General features: G+C 52.6%; 20 protein-coding genes. 10 read left to right on the top strand and 10 right to left on the bottom strand.

Features of this window, described 5'->3' with window-relative positions; translation table 11 throughout:
• The first annotated feature begins 261 nt into the window (after positions 1-261).
• On the top strand, positions 262-1,368 hold the full coding sequence (locus ACYVHX_RS03305) for an endonuclease/exonuclease/phosphatase family protein (RefSeq protein ID WP_460670165.1): 1,107 nt from the start codon (positions 262-264) through the stop codon (positions 1,366-1,368).
• Positions 1,369-1,473: 105 nt separating this feature from the next.
• Here ACYVHX_RS03305 and ACYVHX_RS03300 read toward each other — a convergent pair whose 3' ends face one another.
• Together ACYVHX_RS03300 and moaD are read right to left on the bottom strand one after the other, a co-directional pair.
• Positions 1,474-1,884, bottom strand: a complete 411-nt coding sequence (locus ACYVHX_RS03300; protein ID WP_460670164.1) for a molybdenum cofactor biosynthesis protein MoaE — start codon at positions 1,882-1,884, stop codon at positions 1,474-1,476.
• Positions 1,885-1,992: 108 nt separating this feature from the next.
• Positions 1,993-2,241: a molybdopterin converting factor subunit 1 gene (moaD, locus tag ACYVHX_RS03295; protein WP_460670163.1), complete on the bottom strand. Its 249-nt coding sequence runs from the start codon at positions 2,239-2,241 to the stop codon at positions 1,993-1,995.
• A 245-nt stretch (positions 2,242-2,486) separates the two neighbouring features.
• Here moaD and ACYVHX_RS03290 point away from each other — a divergent pair, with 245 nt between their 5' ends.
• Positions 2,487-3,665 carry an aldose epimerase family protein gene (locus tag ACYVHX_RS03290; RefSeq protein ID WP_460670162.1) on the top strand — a complete coding sequence of 393 codons (1,179 nt, stop codon included), beginning with the start codon at positions 2,487-2,489 and terminating at the stop codon, positions 3,663-3,665.
• A gap of 144 nt (positions 3,666-3,809) precedes the next feature.
• On the top strand, positions 3,810-4,943 hold the full coding sequence (locus ACYVHX_RS03285) for an endo-1,4-beta-xylanase (protein WP_460670161.1): 1,134 nt from the start codon (positions 3,810-3,812) through the stop codon (positions 4,941-4,943).
• Between the two features lie 39 nt (positions 4,944-4,982).
• Here ACYVHX_RS03285 and ACYVHX_RS03280 read toward each other — a convergent pair whose 3' ends face one another.
• From ACYVHX_RS03280 to ACYVHX_RS03260, 5 genes are all read right to left on the bottom strand, one after another.
• Positions 4,983-5,912: an ATP-grasp domain-containing protein gene (locus ACYVHX_RS03280; RefSeq protein ID WP_460670160.1), complete on the bottom strand. Its 930-nt coding sequence runs from the start codon at positions 5,910-5,912 to the stop codon at positions 4,983-4,985.
• Positions 5,905-7,059 (bottom strand): toll/interleukin-1 receptor domain-containing protein, encoded by a 1,155-nt coding sequence (locus tag ACYVHX_RS03275; RefSeq protein WP_460670159.1) that lies wholly within the window; start codon positions 7,057-7,059, stop codon positions 5,905-5,907. Before ACYVHX_RS03275 ends, ACYVHX_RS03280 begins: the two co-directional genes overlap by 8 nt.
• A gap of 194 nt (positions 7,060-7,253) precedes the next feature.
• Positions 7,254-7,583 carry a hypothetical protein gene (locus ACYVHX_RS03270; RefSeq protein WP_460670158.1) on the bottom strand — a complete coding sequence of 110 codons (330 nt, stop codon included), beginning with the start codon at positions 7,581-7,583 and terminating at the stop codon, positions 7,254-7,256.
• 125 nt (positions 7,584-7,708) lie between these two features.
• On the bottom strand, positions 7,709-8,920 hold the full coding sequence (locus ACYVHX_RS03265; protein WP_460670157.1) for an alpha/beta hydrolase family protein: 1,212 nt from the start codon (positions 8,918-8,920) through the stop codon (positions 7,709-7,711).
• A gap of 94 nt (positions 8,921-9,014) precedes the next feature.
• On the bottom strand, positions 9,015-11,501 hold the full coding sequence (locus ACYVHX_RS03260; RefSeq protein WP_460670156.1) for a S9 family peptidase: 2,487 nt from the start codon (positions 11,499-11,501) through the stop codon (positions 9,015-9,017).
• A gap of 132 nt (positions 11,502-11,633) precedes the next feature.
• Here ACYVHX_RS03260 and ACYVHX_RS03255 point away from each other — a divergent pair, with 132 nt between their 5' ends.
• From ACYVHX_RS03255 to ACYVHX_RS03245, 3 genes are all read left to right on the top strand, one after another.
• Positions 11,634-11,921 (top strand): YciI family protein, encoded by a 288-nt coding sequence (locus tag ACYVHX_RS03255; protein WP_460670155.1) that lies wholly within the window; start codon positions 11,634-11,636, stop codon positions 11,919-11,921.
• A gap of 169 nt (positions 11,922-12,090) precedes the next feature.
• Positions 12,091-12,771 carry a hexitol phosphatase HxpB gene (gene hxpB, locus ACYVHX_RS03250; RefSeq protein ID WP_460670154.1) on the top strand — a complete coding sequence of 227 codons (681 nt, stop codon included), beginning with the start codon at positions 12,091-12,093 and terminating at the stop codon, positions 12,769-12,771.
• A 14-nt stretch (positions 12,772-12,785) separates the two neighbouring features.
• Positions 12,786-13,598, top strand: coding sequence for a PhzF family phenazine biosynthesis protein (locus tag ACYVHX_RS03245; RefSeq protein ID WP_460670153.1), 813 nt, complete (start codon positions 12,786-12,788; stop codon positions 13,596-13,598).
• Between the two features lie 2 nt (positions 13,599-13,600).
• On the opposite strand, the gene ACYVHX_RS03240 is transcribed toward ACYVHX_RS03245, so the two are convergent.
• Positions 13,601-14,029, bottom strand: coding sequence for a DoxX family protein (locus tag ACYVHX_RS03240; protein WP_460670152.1), 429 nt, complete (start codon positions 14,027-14,029; stop codon positions 13,601-13,603).
• 338 nt (positions 14,030-14,367) lie between these two features.
• Here ACYVHX_RS03240 and ACYVHX_RS03235 point away from each other — a divergent pair, with 338 nt between their 5' ends.
• From ACYVHX_RS03235 to ACYVHX_RS03220, 4 genes are all read left to right on the top strand, one after another.
• The gene (locus ACYVHX_RS03235) at positions 14,368-14,826 is read left to right on the top strand and encodes a GNAT family N-acetyltransferase (protein ID WP_460670151.1); all 459 of its coding nucleotides are present in this window, start codon (positions 14,368-14,370) and stop codon (positions 14,824-14,826) included.
• Between the two features lie 60 nt (positions 14,827-14,886).
• A complete protein-coding gene (gene hemW / locus ACYVHX_RS03230) occupies positions 14,887-16,035 on the top strand; it encodes a radical SAM family heme chaperone HemW (RefSeq protein WP_460670150.1) in 1,149 nt (382 codons plus the stop codon).
• Between the two features lie 69 nt (positions 16,036-16,104).
• Positions 16,105-16,905 carry a monofunctional biosynthetic peptidoglycan transglycosylase gene (gene mtgA, locus ACYVHX_RS03225; protein ID WP_460670149.1) on the top strand — a complete coding sequence of 267 codons (801 nt, stop codon included), beginning with the start codon at positions 16,105-16,107 and terminating at the stop codon, positions 16,903-16,905.
• 200 nt (positions 16,906-17,105) lie between these two features.
• Positions 17,106-17,585, top strand: a complete 480-nt coding sequence (locus tag ACYVHX_RS03220) for a response regulator (RefSeq protein WP_460670148.1) — start codon at positions 17,106-17,108, stop codon at positions 17,583-17,585.
• An 8-nt stretch (positions 17,586-17,593) separates the two neighbouring features.
• On the opposite strand, the gene ACYVHX_RS03215 is transcribed toward ACYVHX_RS03220, so the two are convergent.
• Entirely contained in the window at positions 17,594-17,920 is a 327-nt protein-coding gene (locus ACYVHX_RS03215; RefSeq protein WP_460670147.1) for an MGMT family protein, read from the bottom strand.
• Between the two features lie 12 nt (positions 17,921-17,932).
• Entirely contained in the window at positions 17,933-18,496 is a 564-nt protein-coding gene (locus ACYVHX_RS03210) for a DUF3109 family protein (RefSeq protein WP_460670146.1), read from the bottom strand.
• Position 18,497 lies beyond the last annotated feature (1 nt).

Below are 18,497 nucleotides of genomic sequence, written 5' to 3'. Positions count from 1 at the left end.
CTGCAAAGATAAGTATTTTATGAATTGTTTCCCAATCAAATTAGGGATGAGCCGGTAACAATTTTTCCGAGTGATTAAACGGGCCATTTTCCGGGCAAACGTTCGTAACTTTGTATTCCTGCGCCCTACATCTGTCGTTACTGGAAAAAGTCGGTCTGCGATTCCGCACCCATCTTGTTCGTTCGTATGAAATTTTCGCTTAGGCTTGGCGTACTGGTTTCTTCGTTTTTTTCTTCGATACTCTGGTCGCTAAACTTGTTGTTGTTTCTTTACACACTTCTGGTTTATTACCTGCTGTACGAAGTCCCGATCGGACACTGGATGGCCAGTGTGCTGATGATTTCGTTGCCGGTTGCCTGGGCTCTCAATCTGCTGTTTATCATTTTCTGGGTGCTGGTGCGCCCCTGGCGGGCCGTCCTTCCGGTGGTTACCATGCTGATCGGCATTCCGTTCTGGCGACGGACCCTTGCGTTTAGCCAGCCCGGTAGCAACAGCGAAAAACGCGCGACCTTGCAGATCATGAGCTACAATGTCATGGGTTTTAACAAATATGATGTGGTGGATACGCAGCACCCCGACGATGCCAACCGCATGATTGACTGGGTTTTGAAAGAATCGTCGGACGTGAAGTGTTTTCAGGAGTTTTACAACAACAGCAGTTCGGTGGTTTTTAAAACCATCCGGCGGCTGGAAAAAGCCGGGTATCCGTACTATGCGGTTCTCCACCCGCCCGATAAAGAAGACCGGAAAGACGAGCAGGGAAAATTCATCGGGGTGGCCCTGTTTTCGCGTCATCCGATTGTGAAGCGGGGTGAGGAGGTTTTCGATAATTTCAACGGGCTGGTCTGGGCGGATTTGAAAATTGGCGTGGATACCATCCGGGTTATCAGCGTGCATCTGCAGTCAATGGGAATCCGGGTGGGCGGGATGCTGGAGGAACAAAAAACCGATCAGGTGCGGGAGAAAACGCAGGGGGTTATGCGGCAGCTCCGGCAGGGCTTCACGCACCGCCGGAACCAGATTGCCCGCATCGAAGAGTACTACCGGAACAGTCCGCACCCGGTTATTGTCTGCGGAGATTTCAACGACACGCCCTACAGTTATACGTACGGAAAGCTACGCCGGTTGCTTCGGAATGCCTTTGAAGACGCGGGGCGTGGGTTTGGGTTCAGTTACAACAAGGCACCGGGGTATTTGCGCATCGACAACCAGTTTTACAACGCCCGGTTTCTGGAACCGCTCAACTACGTTACGTACCGCGACGTCAAGTTCTCCGACCATTACCCGATCATGGCACAATATGCCATCAAACCGCGCGAAGTCAGCAAAGACCGAACGCCGAGGACACACGTCGAGTTTGATTTTTAATAACGATGTATAACGGATTTTGAATGGCGATTACGGTAAAGATTCGCTGAATTATTTCCCGTTCGGCATTCGATGTTCAGTAGTCGGTATTCGTTATTGATGGCTCTACGGATGCGCATCGACCCAGACCTGGCCATCCTCGAAGATTTCTTTTTTCCAGATCGGAACCTGCTGCTTCAGCGTATCGATGATATACCGGCAGGCATCAAAGGCGTCGGCGCGGTGCGGAGTCGCCACCGCAATCAGTACCGCCATATCACCAATGGCCAGGTTTCCTTTGCGGTGAATGATGGCATACTTCCGGACATCCCAGCGCTGGCAGGCTGCGTCGGCAATTTCCTGCATTTTGGTTAGCGCCATCCGATCGTAGGCTTCGTATTCCAGCCGTTCGACGGGGCGGTTTTGGGTATTGTCGCGAACCGTACCAAAAAAGAACGTAATGGCCCCGGCCGCTTCGGTCGAAACGTACTGGTAAGCCGCGTTCATATCAATGGGATCTGTCGTAATCGAAACCATAATTTTGAAGGATGGATGATAATCGATGGATTATCAATGGGCTGACGCGAAGAATTCATCCGTTCATCACCGCACGGGCGGCCCCATCATAACGCATCATTGCGGTTTTTACCCTCCGCTGACGGGCGGGATGAGGGCGATTTCGTCGTTGGGATTCAGGAGCTGGTCCGTTTCGGCGTATTCGCCGTTGACGGCCACCAGCAGCGAACGCAGACCGTTCAGGGCCGGATAGTGGGCTTTCAGATGGGTCAATAAATCGTCTACCTGACCGGATTGCGGCAGGTCGAGCGTGAGGGCCGACGAGCCGACGATCTCGCGGGTGATGCCAAAAAGCTGAACGGAAACCTGGTTGCTCATGCTCAAAGATACAAAATTATCAGGTTAGGATGGTTAAGAGGGGGGCCGATAAAACGGCAAAAAAGGGTTGGGTCGCCAATCCTTCAATCCTTTTAATCATCCTAATGCTCTCAAACGACACCGCCGAAAATCCGGCGGAAGAGTAGGAGTATGCGTTTTTCCAAAATAAGTTTGATATTTGACGCCCGACTTTTAAATCGGATTGGTAGTCAGTAGTACCAAGCAACCCAACACCTTTCGTGGTTATGAAACAAATCCTTCTCTCCGCCGTCCTGCTCGGAATGCTGGTCGGTTGTAATAACTCCCAAAAGCAACAAGAATCTTCAACCATGTCGGATAGTACAAGCACTGCGGCCGCGGATTCAGCCGGTGGCCTGCCCGAACGAGCGCGTTTTCAGAAAGAAATTGAAGGCAAAAAAAATGATTTGTATGTCTTGACTAACGCCAGCGGCATGAAAGTCGCCATCACGAACTACGGCGGTCGGATTGTCAGCATTCTGGTGCCCGACAAAACCGGGAAGCTGGTGGATGTGAACCTGGGGCACAGCAGCATCGACGATTACGTGGCGAATGAGTCTTTCTTCGGAACGCTGGTGGGACGCTACGGCAACCGGATCGGCAAGGGGCAGTTTACGCTCGACGGGAAATCGTACAAGCTGGCCACCAACAACGGTCCTAACTCGCTGCACGGCGGCAAAAAGGGCTTTAACGCCAAAATGTGGGATGCCACGCCGGTGGGAACCAACGGCCTGAGATTGCACTACGTCTCCGCCGACGGCGAAGAAAATTACCCGGGAACGCTGAACGTCGATGTGACCTATACGCTGACCGACGACAACGGAATCAAGATTGAGTACATGGCCACGACCGACAAGGCGACGGTTGTCAACCTGACCAACCACGCTTATTTCAACCTGAACGGTGAAGGCTCCGGTTCCGTAGCCGATCATCTGGTGCATATCAAGGCCGACCGCTATACGCCGGTGGATGCAACCCTGATTCCGACCGGCGAACTGGCGCCGGTGGAAGGTACGCCCTTCGATCTGCGGAAACCGGTTGCCATCGGCTACCGCCAGGATGCCGACGATCCGCAAATTAAAAACGGGGGCGGTTTTGACCATAACTTCGTGCTGAACGGCGGCCAAACCGCCCAGCCCCGGCTGATTGCCACCGTTACCTCCCCCAAAACCGGCATCAGCATGGACGTGCTGACGACCGAACCGGGGGTGCAGTTTTACGGCGGAAACTTCCTGAACGGCCAGCGCACCGGAAAAACCGGCAAACCGTACGAAAAGCGGAATGCCTTCTGCCTGGAAACCCAGCATTACCCCGATTCGCCCAACCAGCCAACGTTTCCGACGACGGTTTTGAAACCGGGCGAAACCTACAAAACCACGACGGAATACCGGTTTTCGGTGAAATAAGGTTGGAGAAATGATACATGTAAAGTGATGGATAAGGAATATAAAAGTGTTTCGGGCACGTTTAGCCCCTTTTATATTCATGATTCATCACTTTACAGTTGATAGTCACGAATTGAATTCCCGCAAAATTGATCTTTGAAAACGATGAAGAATAGATTGGGACTAAACATAAAAACCGCTTTTATCGCTCTGCTGATGATCGGGTCGGTTTCGGCAATGGCGCAGCAGTGGACGGCCAAACAGGCGAACGACTGGTATAAAAGCCAGCCCTGGCTGGTCGGGAGCAATTACATGCCCGCAACGGCCATCAACCAGCTGGAAATGTGGCAGGCCGAAAGTTTTGATCCGAAAACGATCGACAAAGAGCTGGGCTACGCCGAAAGCCTGGGCATGAACACCATGCGGGTTTTTTTGCACGACATGGTCTGGCGGCAGGATGCCAAAGGATTCAAAAACCGGCTCGATCAGTTTCTGGCGCTTTGTGCCAAGCACAAAATCCGGCCGATGCTGGTGTTGTTCGATTCGTGCTGGGACCCGCAGCCGAAGCTGGGCAAGCAACACGCGCCGGTTATGGGACGCCATAATTCGGGCTGGGTGCAGGGCCCCGGCTCGGCGATTCTGAGCGATAAAACCCAATGGGAAAGCCTGCGCAGCTACGTAAAAGACGTGGTGGGTTCGTTCCGGACCGACAAGCGGATTTTGTCCTGGGATATCGTCAACGAACCGGACAACGATAATGCCAACAGCTACGGCCGGAATGGCACCATCAAAACCGAACTGCCCAACAAATCGCAGCTGGGAGTTGAACTGGTGAAAGCCGGTTTTGGCTGGGCGCGCGAAGCCAAACCGACGCAACCGATCACATCCGGACCGTGGAAAGGCGAATGGTCGTCGCTCGAAAAGATGGACGACATGAACCGGTTTCTGGTCCAGAATTCCGACATCATTACGTTCCATAACTACGGAAAACCGGAGGATTTCAAAAAGCGCGTGGCCGATCTCCAGAAGTTTGGCCGGCCGCTGATCTGTACGGAATACATGGCGCGTCCGGCGGGCAGCACGTTTGAAGGCGCGTTGCCGATTGCCAAAACCGAGCGGGTCGGAATGATCAACTGGGGGTTTGTGTCGGGCAAATCGAACACCATTTATCCCTGGGATTCGTGGCAGAAACAATATACGGCCGAGCCGCCGGTCTGGTTCCACGACATTTTCCGGGAAAACGGAAAACCGTATATCCCCGCCGAAACGGCTTTTATCAGGAAGATGACGGGAAAATAAAACCGGGAAGAGGATGCTGAGCATCCTCTTTTTTTTCTGCTATTTTCTGCGGTTCTGGCGGTTCAATGCGCGTTCCACCAGGATTTTGGCTACGTTCAGGCCGGTGGCTTCTTCAAAAGCCTGCCACTGCGGGGCGCGGTTGGTTTCGATGATGTGCACCTGCGAATCCTGATCAATAGCCACATCGACGCCCAGCGCGCCCTCATGGCTTACATTCTGCAAAACCGTCCGGACTACCTCAGGTGCCTCTACGGCCACAAATACACCGCCCTGAGCGGCATTGGCCGTTAGCTGGCCCGCCGGTTTTCGTTTTTCTACCACCCCGATGGCCTCGCCGTCGATCACCAGCACCCGATATTCCCGCTGAAACTGGACAAAATCCTGAAAGTAAAACGGGTCCGCCAGGTATTCTTCCGCGCCAAAATACCGATCGATGCAATCCAGGCCGGCCATTCGGTCGCCGATCAGTTCGACGCCCTCTCCTCGGCGGCCCGCGACGGGTTTGCTCAGCAGCGGAAACCGGTTTTCCTGCTCCAGTTTTCGCAACAGCGCCTGCGCGCCCGGGCGGGTAAAGCTGATGTAGGTGCTGGTGCCCAGACCACGCTGAAACCGGCTGATGGTGGTGAGGAGTTTAGAGGCTTTCCCGACCGAAAACCGCTCCATGGGGTCCAGAATATCACAGCCGCAACTTTTGAGGGACCGAACCAGGATGGCGATGGCCGCTTCGCTGTTTTTAGTGCTTCGCACCAGCAGCGTATCCAGCGAAGAAATATCGGTATCCTGATAGAGAATAACCGGCTTTGTCGTGTCCCGCACGAATAGGTAGGACACCCGCCGGGGATTGATCAATAAAACGTCGTCGTATAGTTTTTGCGCTTCCTGATAAACGCGGAACAATTCATACGACAACTGGCGGGGAAAGGTGTGGAGGGTGCAAATACCGAACGATTTTTTAGGGTGATTACGCATCTTGATTGCCGATGTTTTCATTTAGCCACGCAAGCACTTTCTTAACCTTGTTATCAGCAGCCACTTGCTCGATCCGCTGACGTAGTGGTTCTCGTAAATGAGGTGCATGCTCTGCCAATTTTTTTAAAGCCGGGATGGCATACGTTTCTGGTTTGTCAATCAGTTTAGTCAGTATAGTAAACAGAATGTCTATATCCGGTTTTGCTTTCTTTAAGTATTCCAGTAAAACCCGCTCCAAACCGTTCTTATTGTGTATGTTTTCAATAACGAACGGGAACAGGGTGTTTTCAGATTTAGAATTATTGATCATGTATTCGGCTAGTTTTGCACTGGCAGCCTGATTTTTTTGGCCGATAATGCTTACTATCTCATACACTTCTTCCCGGTCGAATCCGTTTTTGTCGACCATTTTAGTGGAAAGAGTATAAAGCGGCTCTGACAGATCAATGCTCTGATAGAGCGCTTTCATTACATCCAGCTGCCCCTTTTCAAGGGCAACAAGCGCCACTTCGCCTTTCGTGCGATCCTGAAGTCGTGAAATAAGGTTTATGACTTCACTGGTATCCCCTAACTGATAAAAATAAGTCAGAATTTTTTCAATTTCAGGGAAGTCCGACGGGAGCGGGGTGTCGTGATGGCGGTAAATTTCATACGAATTTAACTCTTCTTCCTCCAGTTTCTGGATGGCGCTTTGAATCAATTCCCGAATAGACTCATCGTAAAGCGAACGATTTTCGGGAGGAGCGCCCGTAATCTTGGTGTGCAGGCGTTGAAGCAAACGCTGCATGGACGGCAGGTCATTCAGCTCCGTGTATTGAAGCGTGGACAAAGGTCCTTTTAAGCTGTATTTTTCGACTTTTTCCGTTAATAACAGGTAAATCGGTTTTTCGAATAGCCAGAAATAGGTCCACTCAATAAAAAACCATTCTCCCTTGTTAAAACTCGGTGTTACCAGGCTGAGAACGGCATCGCTGTCCAGAATATTCGCTTTAAGTTCTTCCATCCAGCGGTCTCCGCCACCAATGTCATTTCCGGATAAATAGAATTTAACTTCATGGGCGAATCTCTCCTGAAGGTTGGCTAAAATCAATTGAGCCGTATGCGTATTTTGGCTGCTGTAGCTGATAAAAATTTTGTAAGGGCTCATTTCAATAGCCTGGGCGGTTGATCAATTGGTTTTCAACCATAAAGTATAAAAGGCTATTCTTTTATTCAATGCTTAAGAAATTTATCGGCTACCTTGAAGCCTTGAAACTGGCTAATAAAGACCAAAAAAAGCGGAGAAACCGGAACACATGGCCCCGGTTTCTCCGCTCTTCACTGTAGCATTTCGACTAGTGACTAATTTTCCTGCATCTTCTCGCCGGCTTTCTCTACTTTTTTGCCGGTTTTGCGTTTTGCTTCGCGTGCTTTCTGCTTCGTTTCTTTGCTCGTTTCCCGGACTTCGTCACCTACATCATCAGCCGCTTTATCGATTTTCCGTCCCGCTTTTTTGGCTTTCTGCTTCACTTCCTGCTTCGTCTCCCGGGTTTCATCACCTACTTCATCAGCCGCTTTTTTAACAGTTTGGCCGGCATGGTGCGCGGTTTCCTTCGCTTCCTCTTTCACGGTCTGTGCATTTGCTGTAAAACCGAACACGGCCAGCAAGGCTGCTATCCACAATTTTTTCATGACTTTGGTTGGTATGATATATGAGTCTTGTCTCTATAACCACGCAGAGCGCTAAATGTTGGGTAACAACAAAAAATCCTCCGTTTCGGGAGGATTTTATAGCCGGAAAACCGCGACCGATTGCCCTACTGAAGACCGGTGAACAAAAGATACGTATTGATCAGGTAATCTGTAACGGCGCTGCTGTGGGTTTTACCGGCGAGCGGTCTGATTTCGACGCTGGCAGCCTGCCGCTTTTTCATGGCGTCGTAGGCGTCCTGCGTATTGAAAAAGAACACCAGGTTGTCGGCAGTGCCGTGAAAGAGATACGTGGGTGTTTTCGGTTTCCAGTCGTAGACATCGTTGTCTTTTACGGCATTCAGAAAACCGGTCTCCGTTCCGTCGTTGATGGCTTTTTTAAAAGTGTCCGTAAAGGCATCGCTGATGCTGACATTGATCTGGGCGCTCCGGCTGTTCTGGGTTGCCTGCGACGCATACGGTTCTTTCAGGTAATAGCTCATCGGTTTATTCAGCTTATACAAGTCGTTGTAGGTCACCAGCGTCCATAAGTACAAATTGTTGTAGCTGGTATTGCCGTGCGTTTTTTCGTTGATGATGTATTTCATGAACGCCGATTTGTGATAGGCCCCCGACCCGACGCTGGAAGCGGTCAACGTAAATTCGGACGGAAATTCTTCTTCAATTTTTTTCTGCAACGACATGGTCGCAAAACCACCTTCCGAATAACCGGTCAGAAACACGCGCTCATCCCATTTGATTGAATTTTTCCGGATAAATTCCTTCGCGGCCCGGAGCATATCCAGCGAAGCCGTGGCCAGGCCTTCGCGGTGTTCGTACGTGTGCGGAATGGCTTTGGACTCGCCATACCCGATGTAATCCGGACAAACCAGAATGAAACCGGTTGCCGCAAACAGCGTACCTCCAAAAGCGGCATCGCTGTTCGGGCCGAAACTGGAAGGCGCATCGGCCTCATTCAGAATCGTGCCGTGCTGCTGGCTCAGGATCGGAACGGCGGTGGGTGCCGCCGGAACAATCACGGCTCCGGAGGCTTTGGTAGCGGTTCCGTCGGGTAATTTGGTGTTATAAACCAGTTTATAGACCTTAACGTCGTAGCGCAGGAAGCTCGACAACAGGGATTGGTACTGGCCCGCCAGGTTCTGGCTGATCTGCGTCGCCAACTGAGCCTTAGTCAATGACGTGATTTCGGCACTGCTGACGAGATACGTATCGGGTTCGGGTTCCGGCTCTTTTCCGTTTTCGGAGGTTTTGCAGCCCGACAGAAATAGCGTAGTCGACAGGAGGAGCGACAGCAGGAACTCCTTGCGGTTAATGGTCATGCGAATGAGTTAAGAAAAAAGATGGAAAGGGCGGTTTTCGGACCGAAACCGCCTATTTTTATAACAACGCGGCAAAGCGCTTGGTTCGTGTCAGTTACAGTCGTTCTTCAAATAATTTTAAGATCCGCTTGTATTCGTCCATCCAACTGGTGGGTTCCACAAAAGCGTGATCTTCAACCGGATACGAAGCTACTTCCCAGTTTTCTTTGCGCAGTTCGATCAACCGCTGCGTGAGCCGCACCACATCCTGGTAATGCACGTTCACATCCACCATTCCGTGGCAAATCAGCAGATGGCCTTTCAGGCCGTTGGCGAAGTAAATCGGTGAACTGCGCCGGTAGGCCAGCGTGTCGGTAAACGGTTCGTTCAGAATGTTGGCCGTGTAGCCGTGGTTGTAGGCGGCCCAGTCGGTAACGGGCCGCAGAGCCGCCCCGGCGGCAAAGACATCGGGCGTCGTAAACATCGCCATCAGCGTAATAAAACCGCCGTAAGAACCGCCATACAGCCCGATCCGTTTGGCATCGACACCCTGCGTTTTAACCAGCCACTGAGCCGCATCGACGTTGTCCGTTAAATCCTTGCCGCCCATGTGCCGGTAGATGCCGGTTCGCCAGTCGCGCCCGTAGCCCGAACTGGCCCGGTAGTCGATGTCTAAAACCGTATAGCCTTTGTCGGCCAGCAGGTTATGAAACATGTATTCGCGGAAATACTGACTCCACCATTTGTGCGCATTTTGCAGGTAGCCCGCGCCGTGCACAAACACGACGGCTTTTCCGTTGGGCTTGGCGGGTTTGTAAAGCCGCCCGTAAATGGTTTGTCCGTCGCGGGCCGGAATGGTAACAACCGCCGGATCGCGCCAGGGATACGCCTGAAATTCAGGGGTTAGCGAATGCGTCAGTTGAACCGGGGCCGTAGCCGACGGCGCTCTCTTCCGGCCCTTGTTCACGCTTGTGGGCCGCGCGGCCGCCCCGTCATGGGTCGTTAAAAACAACTCCCACGGTTTGTTGCTGTACGAATAGCGAATGGCCAGCTTTGTTTCATCGGGCGAAAGCGTAACGTCGTTGGCTCCGGTCAGGGTGGTGAGCTGGGTGCGTTCTCCGCCGTTGATCGCCATGCGGTAAAAATGCTGCTCACCGGGATGCACTTCGTTGGTGGTCAGGTAAAAAAACTTTTTATCGTTTGACAAGTGGACCTGCTGAACCTCAAACTTCCCCTTAGTCAACTGTTTCTTCTGGCCCGTTGCCACATCGACGGTATACAGGTGGGCGTAGCCATCGGCTTCGGACAGAAAATAAAACGTCCGGTTATCGGCCAGAAAACCGGTGGTGGCTGCCGACCCGCCGGAGCCGTTGATCCAGGCTTCGTCACGCTGCCGATCCAGCGGTATTAGCTGGCGGGTGGCCGGATCGAGCCGCATGATCCAGCGATCCTTGTTGTCCAAAGCCCGGACGATGACCACGGCGTAGTTGCCATCTTCCGACCAGATCGGCCCGCTCACGGTTACACTGCGTTCGGCCGGTTTTTTTTCCTTCTTCACGGTGTCGGCCACCAGGGCTTCGGCGGCCGACGGCCCGCGTCGGTTGCTGCTGTCGGGCACCGGTGCGCTCAGGGTTCTGGCGTAGTCCGGCAAATCGGTAATGCCCGGAATGGTTTTGGTCGAAACCGCCTGAATGGTATCCCGCTGACGGTCATACACGTAAAATTCAGAACTGGAAAACGGCGCTCCGACTTTGGTGCGGGCGCTGAGGTCTTCCGTAAAACCGGATTCCGTGACATAGCTCGGTACGATGGCGGTTTTGGCGCCCTGCGCAGATTTGCCAAGGGAGAACGTAACAAACCGTCCGTCGGGACTGAGCTGCGGGTTTTGCACGGTGCGACCCTCGGTATAAAACTGCTTCGGGCGTTTGGGTTGCCCGGTTTTGGTGATTTTTTCACCTTCGTCTTTTTTTGCTTTGCGTTCCTTCAACACGTCAAACAGGGCCAGCTGATCGCGCTTGAGCCAGGTTTCCTGCTCGTTGACTTTGGGAGTGGTTTTTTTCGTACTGGTGTCGAGGTTCGTGACCTGCGTCAGTTCGCCGGTGGCCAGCGTGATCGTAAATAAATTGTTGGCGCGGGCAAATACGACCTGTTGCTCATTTCCGCTAAAGGCCGGATTGCTCTCCCGCTCGACGGTGTTGGTAAGCTGGCGCACGGACAGCGGGCCGTTTTTGGCCGGTTTGCAGTCGAGTAGAAACAAATCGCCGTCTTTTTCGTAGAGTTTTAGCGTGCGGGTGCGGTTGTAGATGCCGCCCGTTGCCGGGGGTAACATCAGCCGTTCGGCGGGGGTGACTTTCAGCGGTTTGCGGTCACCGGTCAGCACAATTTTGTAGAGTGAATCGGCTTTTGCTTTCGCCGGATTCCAGTTGAAGTAAATGGTTTTGGAATCTTCCGACCAGAAAATGGCCGATGGCGACGTACCAATCCAGCCTTTCGGGTCCTGCATGATTTTTTCAACGGTAAGCAGGGGCGGATTGGGGGTTGGAGTCTGGGCGGTTGCGTGGCTGGTTAGCAGCCAACCCAGGCCGATAAGTAATTGTTTCATTGATGAATCTGAGGCTTTTGCGCTTTTAGGCTATGAAATTAGCGAGAAAATGGGAAAAGGGTTAGATTTGGCCGAAAACAAGTTTCGATTGCCGGATAGAGGTAGCCCTTTTGATGGTTTTGCTGGTAATTTATGCAGTATGTGATTCACGCTTACGATTATACGGACGAGCAGGCTCACGATCGGCGGCTGGCCGTGCGAGCTCAGCACTTCGATGGCGCCCGCCGACTGAAAACCGCCGGTCACTTTGTCCTCGGTGGCGCTTTGCTGGACCCGGCCGGAAAAATGATCGGTTCCATGATGCTGCTGGATTTTGATTCTGAAGACCAGTTGAACGACTGGTTGCAGAACGAAGTTTATCTGACAGGAAAAGTTTGGGAGCGGGTTGATGTCAAACCGTTTCGCCAGGCAGATATTTAAATAGTTTACGGGATACGGTTTTTGGTTTACGGTGGCTAACGCTAACGTTCGTTAGACCCGTGGCCGATCGGAATTGACACCGCAATGGGGCGATGTTCCCGATTAACATCCACCACTATAACCGCTTACCGTAAACCAAAAACCGTAAACTGAATACCGAAAAAAACGAATGATTCAGGCAGCAATATTTGACATGGACGGCCTTCTGGTCGATTCGGAGCCGTTCTGGCGGGAAGTGGAGATTGAGGTTTTTCGCACGGTGGGGCTGGAAATGGACGACGAAATGTGCAAGCGCACCACCGGTTTGCCGACCGACGCCGTGGTGCGGTATTGGTATGAAAAGCAGCCGTGGCACAACCGGAGTCTGGACGACGTGAATGCGGATATTATTCAGGGCGCTTACGACGCCATTGGGAAACACGCGGGACCGATGCCGGGCGTACCGGGCATTCTGGACTTGTTTCAGGAACGGGGCATTCCGATGGCGATTGCTTCGGCTTCGCCCATGCACCTGATCGAAGTCGTCATCGACCGGCTGAACATCCGGTCTTATTTCAAGCTCTGGCATTCGGCAACGCTCGAAAAACGCAATAAACCGCATCCGGACGTCTACCTGGGAACCGCCCGCAAACTAGGCATTGATCCGCGCTTTTGCGTGGCTTTCGAAGATTCGGGCAATGGTCTGAAATCGGCCCATGCCGCCGACATGCTGACGGTTTCGGTTCCGGCTGATTATGAGTTTGATGATCCTAAATTTGACATCGCCACGCTGAAACTGGCGTCGATCGCCGACTTCAGGCTGTCGCACGTAAAAGAGTTAGAAAATCACCTGTCATTAGCGACCCGCTGAAAACCTAAACCATCATGCCTTTTCGCCTTTATCAACTTGACGCTTTTACCAACCAGCTTTTTGGGGGCAATCCGGCCGCCATCTGTCCATTGACGGAATGGTTGCCCGACGAAACCATGCAGGCAATCGCGGCTGAAAACAACTTGGCCGAAACCGCTTTTTATGTGCCCATCGACCCCGACAACGGGCTGTTTCACATCCGGTGGTTCACACCGGCGGTGGAGGTCGATCTGTGCGGCCATGCCACGCTGGCGTCGGCCTATGTGGTATTTTTTCTGGAAAAAGCCGTTGACGGCGACGCGATTTCATTTGACTCCCGGAGCGGTATTCTGAACGTTCGGCGCGAGGACGACTGGCTGATTCTCGATTTTCCGGTCGATCACACGCACCTCGCGATTCAGCCGCCGGCGCTGGAAACCAGTCTGGGCGGTAATAAACCGGTGGAGGTCTTGAAAGGAAAAACCGACTACCTGATTGTGTTTGAGAATGAACAGCAGATTCTGGACATGCAGCCCGACTTCCGGGAACTGGCGACGATTCCGGCGCGGGGTGTCATTGTGACGGCCCCCGGAAATTCCACCGAAAACGGGCCTATCGACTTCGTTTCCCGGTTTTTTGGCCCGCAATCCGGAATTGACGAAGACCCGGTGACGGGTTCGGCTCACACCACCCTGATCCCGTACTGGGCCGAAAGACTGGGGAAGACAGACCTGATCGCCCGGCAGGTTTCCAAGCGGGGCGGTTACCTGCGCTGCAAACTGGTCGGCGACCGGGTTGAAATTGGCGGTCAGGTGAAATTGTATCTAACCGGCGAATTTGACCTTTAAATTCAGTGGGGGCGGATTCCTTCGTCGATAGACGGTTTTCCGGGACCATTTAAGAGCAGAAAGACGCTCATCGCCAGCAGGTTGAGCGCAGGAAACGTATTCTTGTAGGTATCCTGAATGACGATGTGCCCCATGAAAACGGCAAAGATGAAGTTAATCATCAGGAAAAAAGCCGCCCAGCGCGTCCAAAGGCCAACAACCATCAGAATGGCCCCGAAAAATTCGGTATAAGCCGATACCGTTGCGCTCACCAGCGGCAACGGAAACCCCAGACTTTTCAGCCAGTCGGCATACCCCGGAATTCCTTCGGTGGGGTGGAGAGCCGTGTGCCCGACCACGTCAAACAATTGATAGCCGAACGCCAGCCGGAGTAAAAAAGGCGCGTAAGGCCGAAACCGGTTGAGCGGTTGGAAGGTAGTTTTGAGCGTCATTTTCGGTTCATTTAGTTCGCGGGTGCTTTTAACAAAAAAATGATATTTGTACTTATTCTAAATAAGTCCTACTTTTGTTTTGCAACGTTGAAAGCGCCATGATCGAATTGACCGAAAAATCGTTTGAATTCTCCTTTTTAGCAGAAAAATCCCCGGAACCCGGTACCAATCCGCTCATGGGTGGCATGGACTGTGTGTTTAAAAAGTGCTGCAAAAAATGGAAAAAGAAGGGGAATCATTGCAAAAAATGTCCCGAGAAATAAGAACTTCTTTTCATCTTCCTTTTGTTTGCGGGCCGTTGGCTAAAAAAGCCAGTTCAATTTCTGCACTTTTGTAGAATGCAGCTCCGCTATGAAAGATACCACGGTTTTCCGCCCGAACGGATTCTGGGGGAAATTAGTCAACTTCACCTCCGTGTTTTCTCCGGCCAGACGGCGGAAGAACTTCTTCAGGAATTCCGCGAGGTACAAAACCGGAATCTGCTGACGATTCTGGCCCTCGATCAGCAGACGGTGGTCGGATATAAAATGGGTTATCAGCGCAAACCGGGGCATTTCTACAGTTGGCTGGGTTGCGTGAATCCGGATTACCGGCGGCAGGGCATCGCGGGCGAACTGATGCGGCAACAACACGACTGGTGCCGGGAAGGCGGTTTTCAGGCCGTTCGGACACACACCCGCAACCAATGGCGCGACATGCTCATTCTGAACCTGCGGCACGGTTTCGACATCATCGGCACCATCGCCAACGCGGGCGGCCACACCACCATCGTTCTGGAAAAAAGGCTGGCTGAATGAGTTACCCCGTTTAACCGGGCTGCCGGGAACTGGATCGACCCAGGATTTGTACTTTTCCCGATGCATCTGTATGTTCATATCCCGTTCTGCAAACAAGCCTGCCATTACTGCGACTTTCATTTCAGTACTAATCTGAAGCAGAAAACCGCCCTGGTCGATGCGCTCTGCCGGGAAATCGAGCTGCAAAAAGAGTACCTCCCCAACCGTCATCTGGAAACCATTTACCTGGGTGGCGGCACGCCTTCCCTGCTGACCGAAAGCGAATTGACCCGGCTTTTTGACACCATTCACCGGTATTATACGGTGGCGCCGGATGCGGAAATTACGCTCGAAGCCAATCCCGACGATCTGGTTGGGCCGCCGACCGACCCAGGGGCGCCACTCCGGATGTTCCGGCAATACGTCAATCGCTTAAGCATTGGCATTCAGTCGTTTCACGAGCCCACTCTCCGGATGATGAACCGGGCTCATTCGGCCGCCGAAGCTGAAACCTGCGTGCGGCTGGCGCAGGAAGCCGGATTCGACAACCTGACGATTGATCTGATTTACGGTATTCCGGCCGAAAACCACCAGCTTTGGCAGACGGATCTGGAAAAGGCGGTTTCGCTCGGGGTGCCGCACCTTTCGGCGTATTGCCTGACGGTGGAGCCGGGTACGGTTTTGGGCAACTGGTCGAAAAAAGGTCGGTTTCAGGCCGCCGACGACGACTTTGCGGCCGAACAGTTTGCCTGTCTGGTGCAGACGCTGAAGGCGAGCGGATACGACCAATACGAAATTTCGAACTTTGCCCGCCCGGGCTGGGAAGCAAAACACAACAGCAGTTACTGGAAACAGCATCCTTACCTGGGGATTGGGCCGAGCGCCCACTCGTTTAACGGCCACAGCCGCCAGTATAACATTTCCAATAATTCGCGGTACGTTCAGTCCCTCGGCGAAGGGGCCGTTCCGGCAACGGTGGAGGAACTATCGCGGGCCGACCGGGTCAACGAATACCTGCTGACTGGCCTCCGGACCACCTGGGGCTGCGAGGTGCCGGCCCTGACGGCGCTGGCCGGCACCGATTTTGAGCAGCTTCAGCGTACTGAATTGCAAAAATTATACAAAGCGGGCTGGCTCACGCTTAAAAACCGTACGCTAACGTTAACCGAAGCCGGGAAGCTCTTCGCCGACCGCGTAGCCAGTGATCTTTTCGTACATGATGCGTTATGACGACTCCCGCGCGCAGATGAATGATAACTTCATGCCATCATTCACCATTTATCACTAGTTTTGCGTTTAATGAGTACGCCCCGTCCCGTTAATCGTTTGCGCTCGTCAACTCCTCAGTCGGTTTCATCCCGTTCGGGCCGGTCTCCGCGCGTCGGTTCCGCCCTCCGCCAGCGTCCGTGGCTGGAGCGGGCCATTCGTCTGGTTGTCAAATTGATTACCCTGCTGTTTCTGACCTCGTTCGGCTGGGTGATTTTGCTGAAATACCTGCCGGTTACGTTTACGCCCCTGATGATCTCCCGGAAGATGGAAGCCGTTGGTGAAGACCAGAATAGCCAGCTTTACAAGGATTGGACGCCCTACGAAAACATCTCCAAAGAAGCCGCCCTGGCGGTTATCGCTTCGGAGGATCAGGCGTTTCCCCTCCACTGGGGGTTTGATTTTGACGAGATTCAGGACGCCATCAAGGAAAACAAAAACCGCAAACGTCCACGCGGAGCCAGCACGATCTCGCAACAGGTGGCCAAGAACGTTTTTCTGTGGAATGGCCGGAGTTACCTGCGCAAAGGACTGGAAGTTTACTTCACGTTTCTGATTGAATTGATCTGGGGAAAAGAACGCATTCTGGAAGTATACCTGAATGTGGCCGAAACCGGTCCGCTGACCTTCGGGGTCGAAGCCGCTTCCCGGCGGTATTACGGACATTCGGCCAAAACGCTTTCCCGAACGGAGGCCGCCCGGATCGCGGCCGTGCTCCCCAACCCCCGCTTGTTTTCGATCAAAAAACCGTCTGCTTATACCCAGCGACGGACCCGCCAGATTAGCCGCCAAATGCGTTATTTGGGCGGGCAGAAGTACCTGAATAATTTGTAAAATGAGGAAATAGTTGTATTTTTAATCGTCCGTAAAAGACGGTTTTACTCCCTGTTAATCCTGTGGAATACTGACAGAAAAAAAAGCTGTTTTGTGTTGATTACCTGGTTTTAATGCTGGTAGACTGGACGGTATAAATTCAGCACAAAACGCTTTTAGGTAAAAGATTATACCCTCATCCTGAACTGATTATTACACTAATGCCACAATCGGCCCGGTTTCTGAATTCACCTTCCCTTCAACGCAAAATATCGGTTTTCATCGTGGACGATGATGAAGATGATCGTCAGTTTATTCTTCGCGCCTTCCAAAACGTGGGGGCCAAATACCAGGTTAGCCAGTTTGAGGACGGGGATCAATTGATGAACAGCCTGCTTAACGGCGAGGAAGCGTCTGAAAAAGTAAGCCAGTGCGGACTGATTATTCTGGATGTCAACATGCACCGGATGAGCGGCATTGAAGTGCTGGAAGCGATTAAAACCAATCCGTCGCTAAAACATATTCCGACGGTGATGCTATCGACTTCCATCGAGGAAGATCTGGTGCAGCGGGCGTATGGACTGGGGGCCAACGGGTATTTGCAAAAACCGAATCTGATGGATGATTATAATCATCTGGTCATCAGCATGCAGGCCTGTTTTCTGGAAGTGCCCAGTCTGCGCTGGTCCAAGCTGCTTTAAAAAACCGCCTATTGTAATTCCGTCGTGGGGTCCCAGAGCACCTGGTCGAAATGCTCCACGCGGTCGTCTTTCACCCCAACTCCTTCAGCCGCCAGCAACTCCTGCATGGCCGTTGGGGTTCCGAAAAAATGCTTGCCCGATAAAACGCCGATGCGGTTGACAACGCGGTGCGCCGGAACGTCGTGGCCGTGGGCGGCATTCATGGCCCAGCCGACCATACGCGCGCCCGCCCGCAGACTCAGGTAGCGGGCAATGGCACCGTAGGTGGTGACGCGCCCCGGCGGAATAAGCCGGACCACGTCGTAGACATCCTCGAAGTACTCACGCTGGGCCATCGGTCACTCCGCTTACTTATTTTCAATTTCGTTGACCAACTCGCCGTACCAGTCCGGGCCGTACATCCGAATAAGCGGTTCTTTCAGAAACTTGTAAACCTGGACCCCCAATTGTTCGCCAAAACCGCAGGCCGGGCTGCAAATGGGCCAACGGTCGTAGTTGAGGGCGTGGAAGCTCTCGTATTTGGTAATCCGGATTGGGTAAAGGTGGCAGGAAATAGGTTTCTTGAAATCCACTTTGCCGTCGTTGTAGGCGGCCTCAATACCGCATTTCAGAATTCCGCGCTGGTCGTAGTTGGCAAAAACACATTCGCGTCCGTTGATGGTGGTCGTCACAAAACCGTCGTCGCCGTCGGATTCGTACAGGCCCTGTTTTTCAATGGCTTTAACGCCTTCGGGGAGCAAATACGGTTTTACCAGCGGATAAATCTCATCCAACACGGCCAGTTCCGATTGTTCCAGCGGAGCACCCATGTCCCCTTCGACGCAGCAGGCACCTTTGCATTTTTCGAGGTTGCAAACAAAAAATTTCTCGGCCACATCATCGCTGATGCAGGTATTGTCAATGAGTATCATT

Source organism: Larkinella ripae (assembly GCF_054780775.1).
The sequence above is the reverse complement of the archived record's forward strand: the minus strand, read 5'-3'. Positions and strand labels throughout refer to the sequence as shown.

Excerpts from the sequence above, each read along its gene's own strand:
- ACYVHX_RS03300 (WP_460670164.1), bottom strand. The coding sequence starts at position 1,884 with ATGGTTTCGATTACGACAGATCCCATTGATATGAACGCGGCTTACCAG.
- moaD (WP_460670163.1), bottom strand. The coding sequence starts at position 2,241 with ATGAGCAACCAGGTTTCCGTTCAGCTTTTTGGCATCACCCGCGAGATC.
- ACYVHX_RS03290 (WP_460670162.1), top strand. The coding sequence starts at position 2,487 with ATGAAACAAATCCTTCTCTCCGCCGTCCTGCTCGGAATGCTGGTCGGT.
- ACYVHX_RS03285 (WP_460670161.1), top strand. The coding sequence starts at position 3,810 with ATGAAGAATAGATTGGGACTAAACATAAAAACCGCTTTTATCGCTCTG.
- ACYVHX_RS03280 (WP_460670160.1), bottom strand. The coding sequence starts at position 5,912 with ATGCGTAATCACCCTAAAAAATCGTTCGGTATTTGCACCCTCCACACC.
- ACYVHX_RS03275 (WP_460670159.1), bottom strand. The coding sequence starts at position 7,059 with ATGAGCCCTTACAAAATTTTTATCAGCTACAGCAGCCAAAATACGCAT.
- ACYVHX_RS03270 (WP_460670158.1), bottom strand. The coding sequence starts at position 7,583 with ATGAAAAAATTGTGGATAGCAGCCTTGCTGGCCGTGTTCGGTTTTACA.
- ACYVHX_RS03265 (WP_460670157.1), bottom strand. The coding sequence starts at position 8,920 with ATGACCATTAACCGCAAGGAGTTCCTGCTGTCGCTCCTCCTGTCGACT.
- ACYVHX_RS03260 (WP_460670156.1), bottom strand. The coding sequence starts at position 11,501 with ATGAAACAATTACTTATCGGCCTGGGTTGGCTGCTAACCAGCCACGCA.
- ACYVHX_RS03255 (WP_460670155.1), top strand. The coding sequence starts at position 11,634 with ATGCAGTATGTGATTCACGCTTACGATTATACGGACGAGCAGGCTCAC.
- hxpB (WP_460670154.1), top strand. The coding sequence starts at position 12,091 with ATGATTCAGGCAGCAATATTTGACATGGACGGCCTTCTGGTCGATTCG.
- ACYVHX_RS03245 (WP_460670153.1), top strand. The coding sequence starts at position 12,786 with ATGCCTTTTCGCCTTTATCAACTTGACGCTTTTACCAACCAGCTTTTT.
- ACYVHX_RS03240 (WP_460670152.1), bottom strand. The coding sequence starts at position 14,029 with ATGACGCTCAAAACTACCTTCCAACCGCTCAACCGGTTTCGGCCTTAC.
- ACYVHX_RS03235 (WP_460670151.1), top strand. The coding sequence starts at position 14,368 with ATGCAGCTCCGCTATGAAAGATACCACGGTTTTCCGCCCGAACGGATT.
- hemW (WP_460670150.1), top strand. The coding sequence starts at position 14,887 with ATGCATCTGTATGTTCATATCCCGTTCTGCAAACAAGCCTGCCATTAC.
- mtgA (WP_460670149.1), top strand. The coding sequence starts at position 16,105 with ATGAGTACGCCCCGTCCCGTTAATCGTTTGCGCTCGTCAACTCCTCAG.
- ACYVHX_RS03220 (WP_460670148.1), top strand. The coding sequence starts at position 17,106 with ATGCCACAATCGGCCCGGTTTCTGAATTCACCTTCCCTTCAACGCAAA.
- ACYVHX_RS03215 (WP_460670147.1), bottom strand. The coding sequence starts at position 17,920 with ATGGCCCAGCGTGAGTACTTCGAGGATGTCTACGACGTGGTCCGGCTT.
- ACYVHX_RS03210 (WP_460670146.1), bottom strand. The coding sequence starts at position 18,496 with ATGATACTCATTGACAATACCTGCATCAGCGATGATGTGGCCGAGAAA.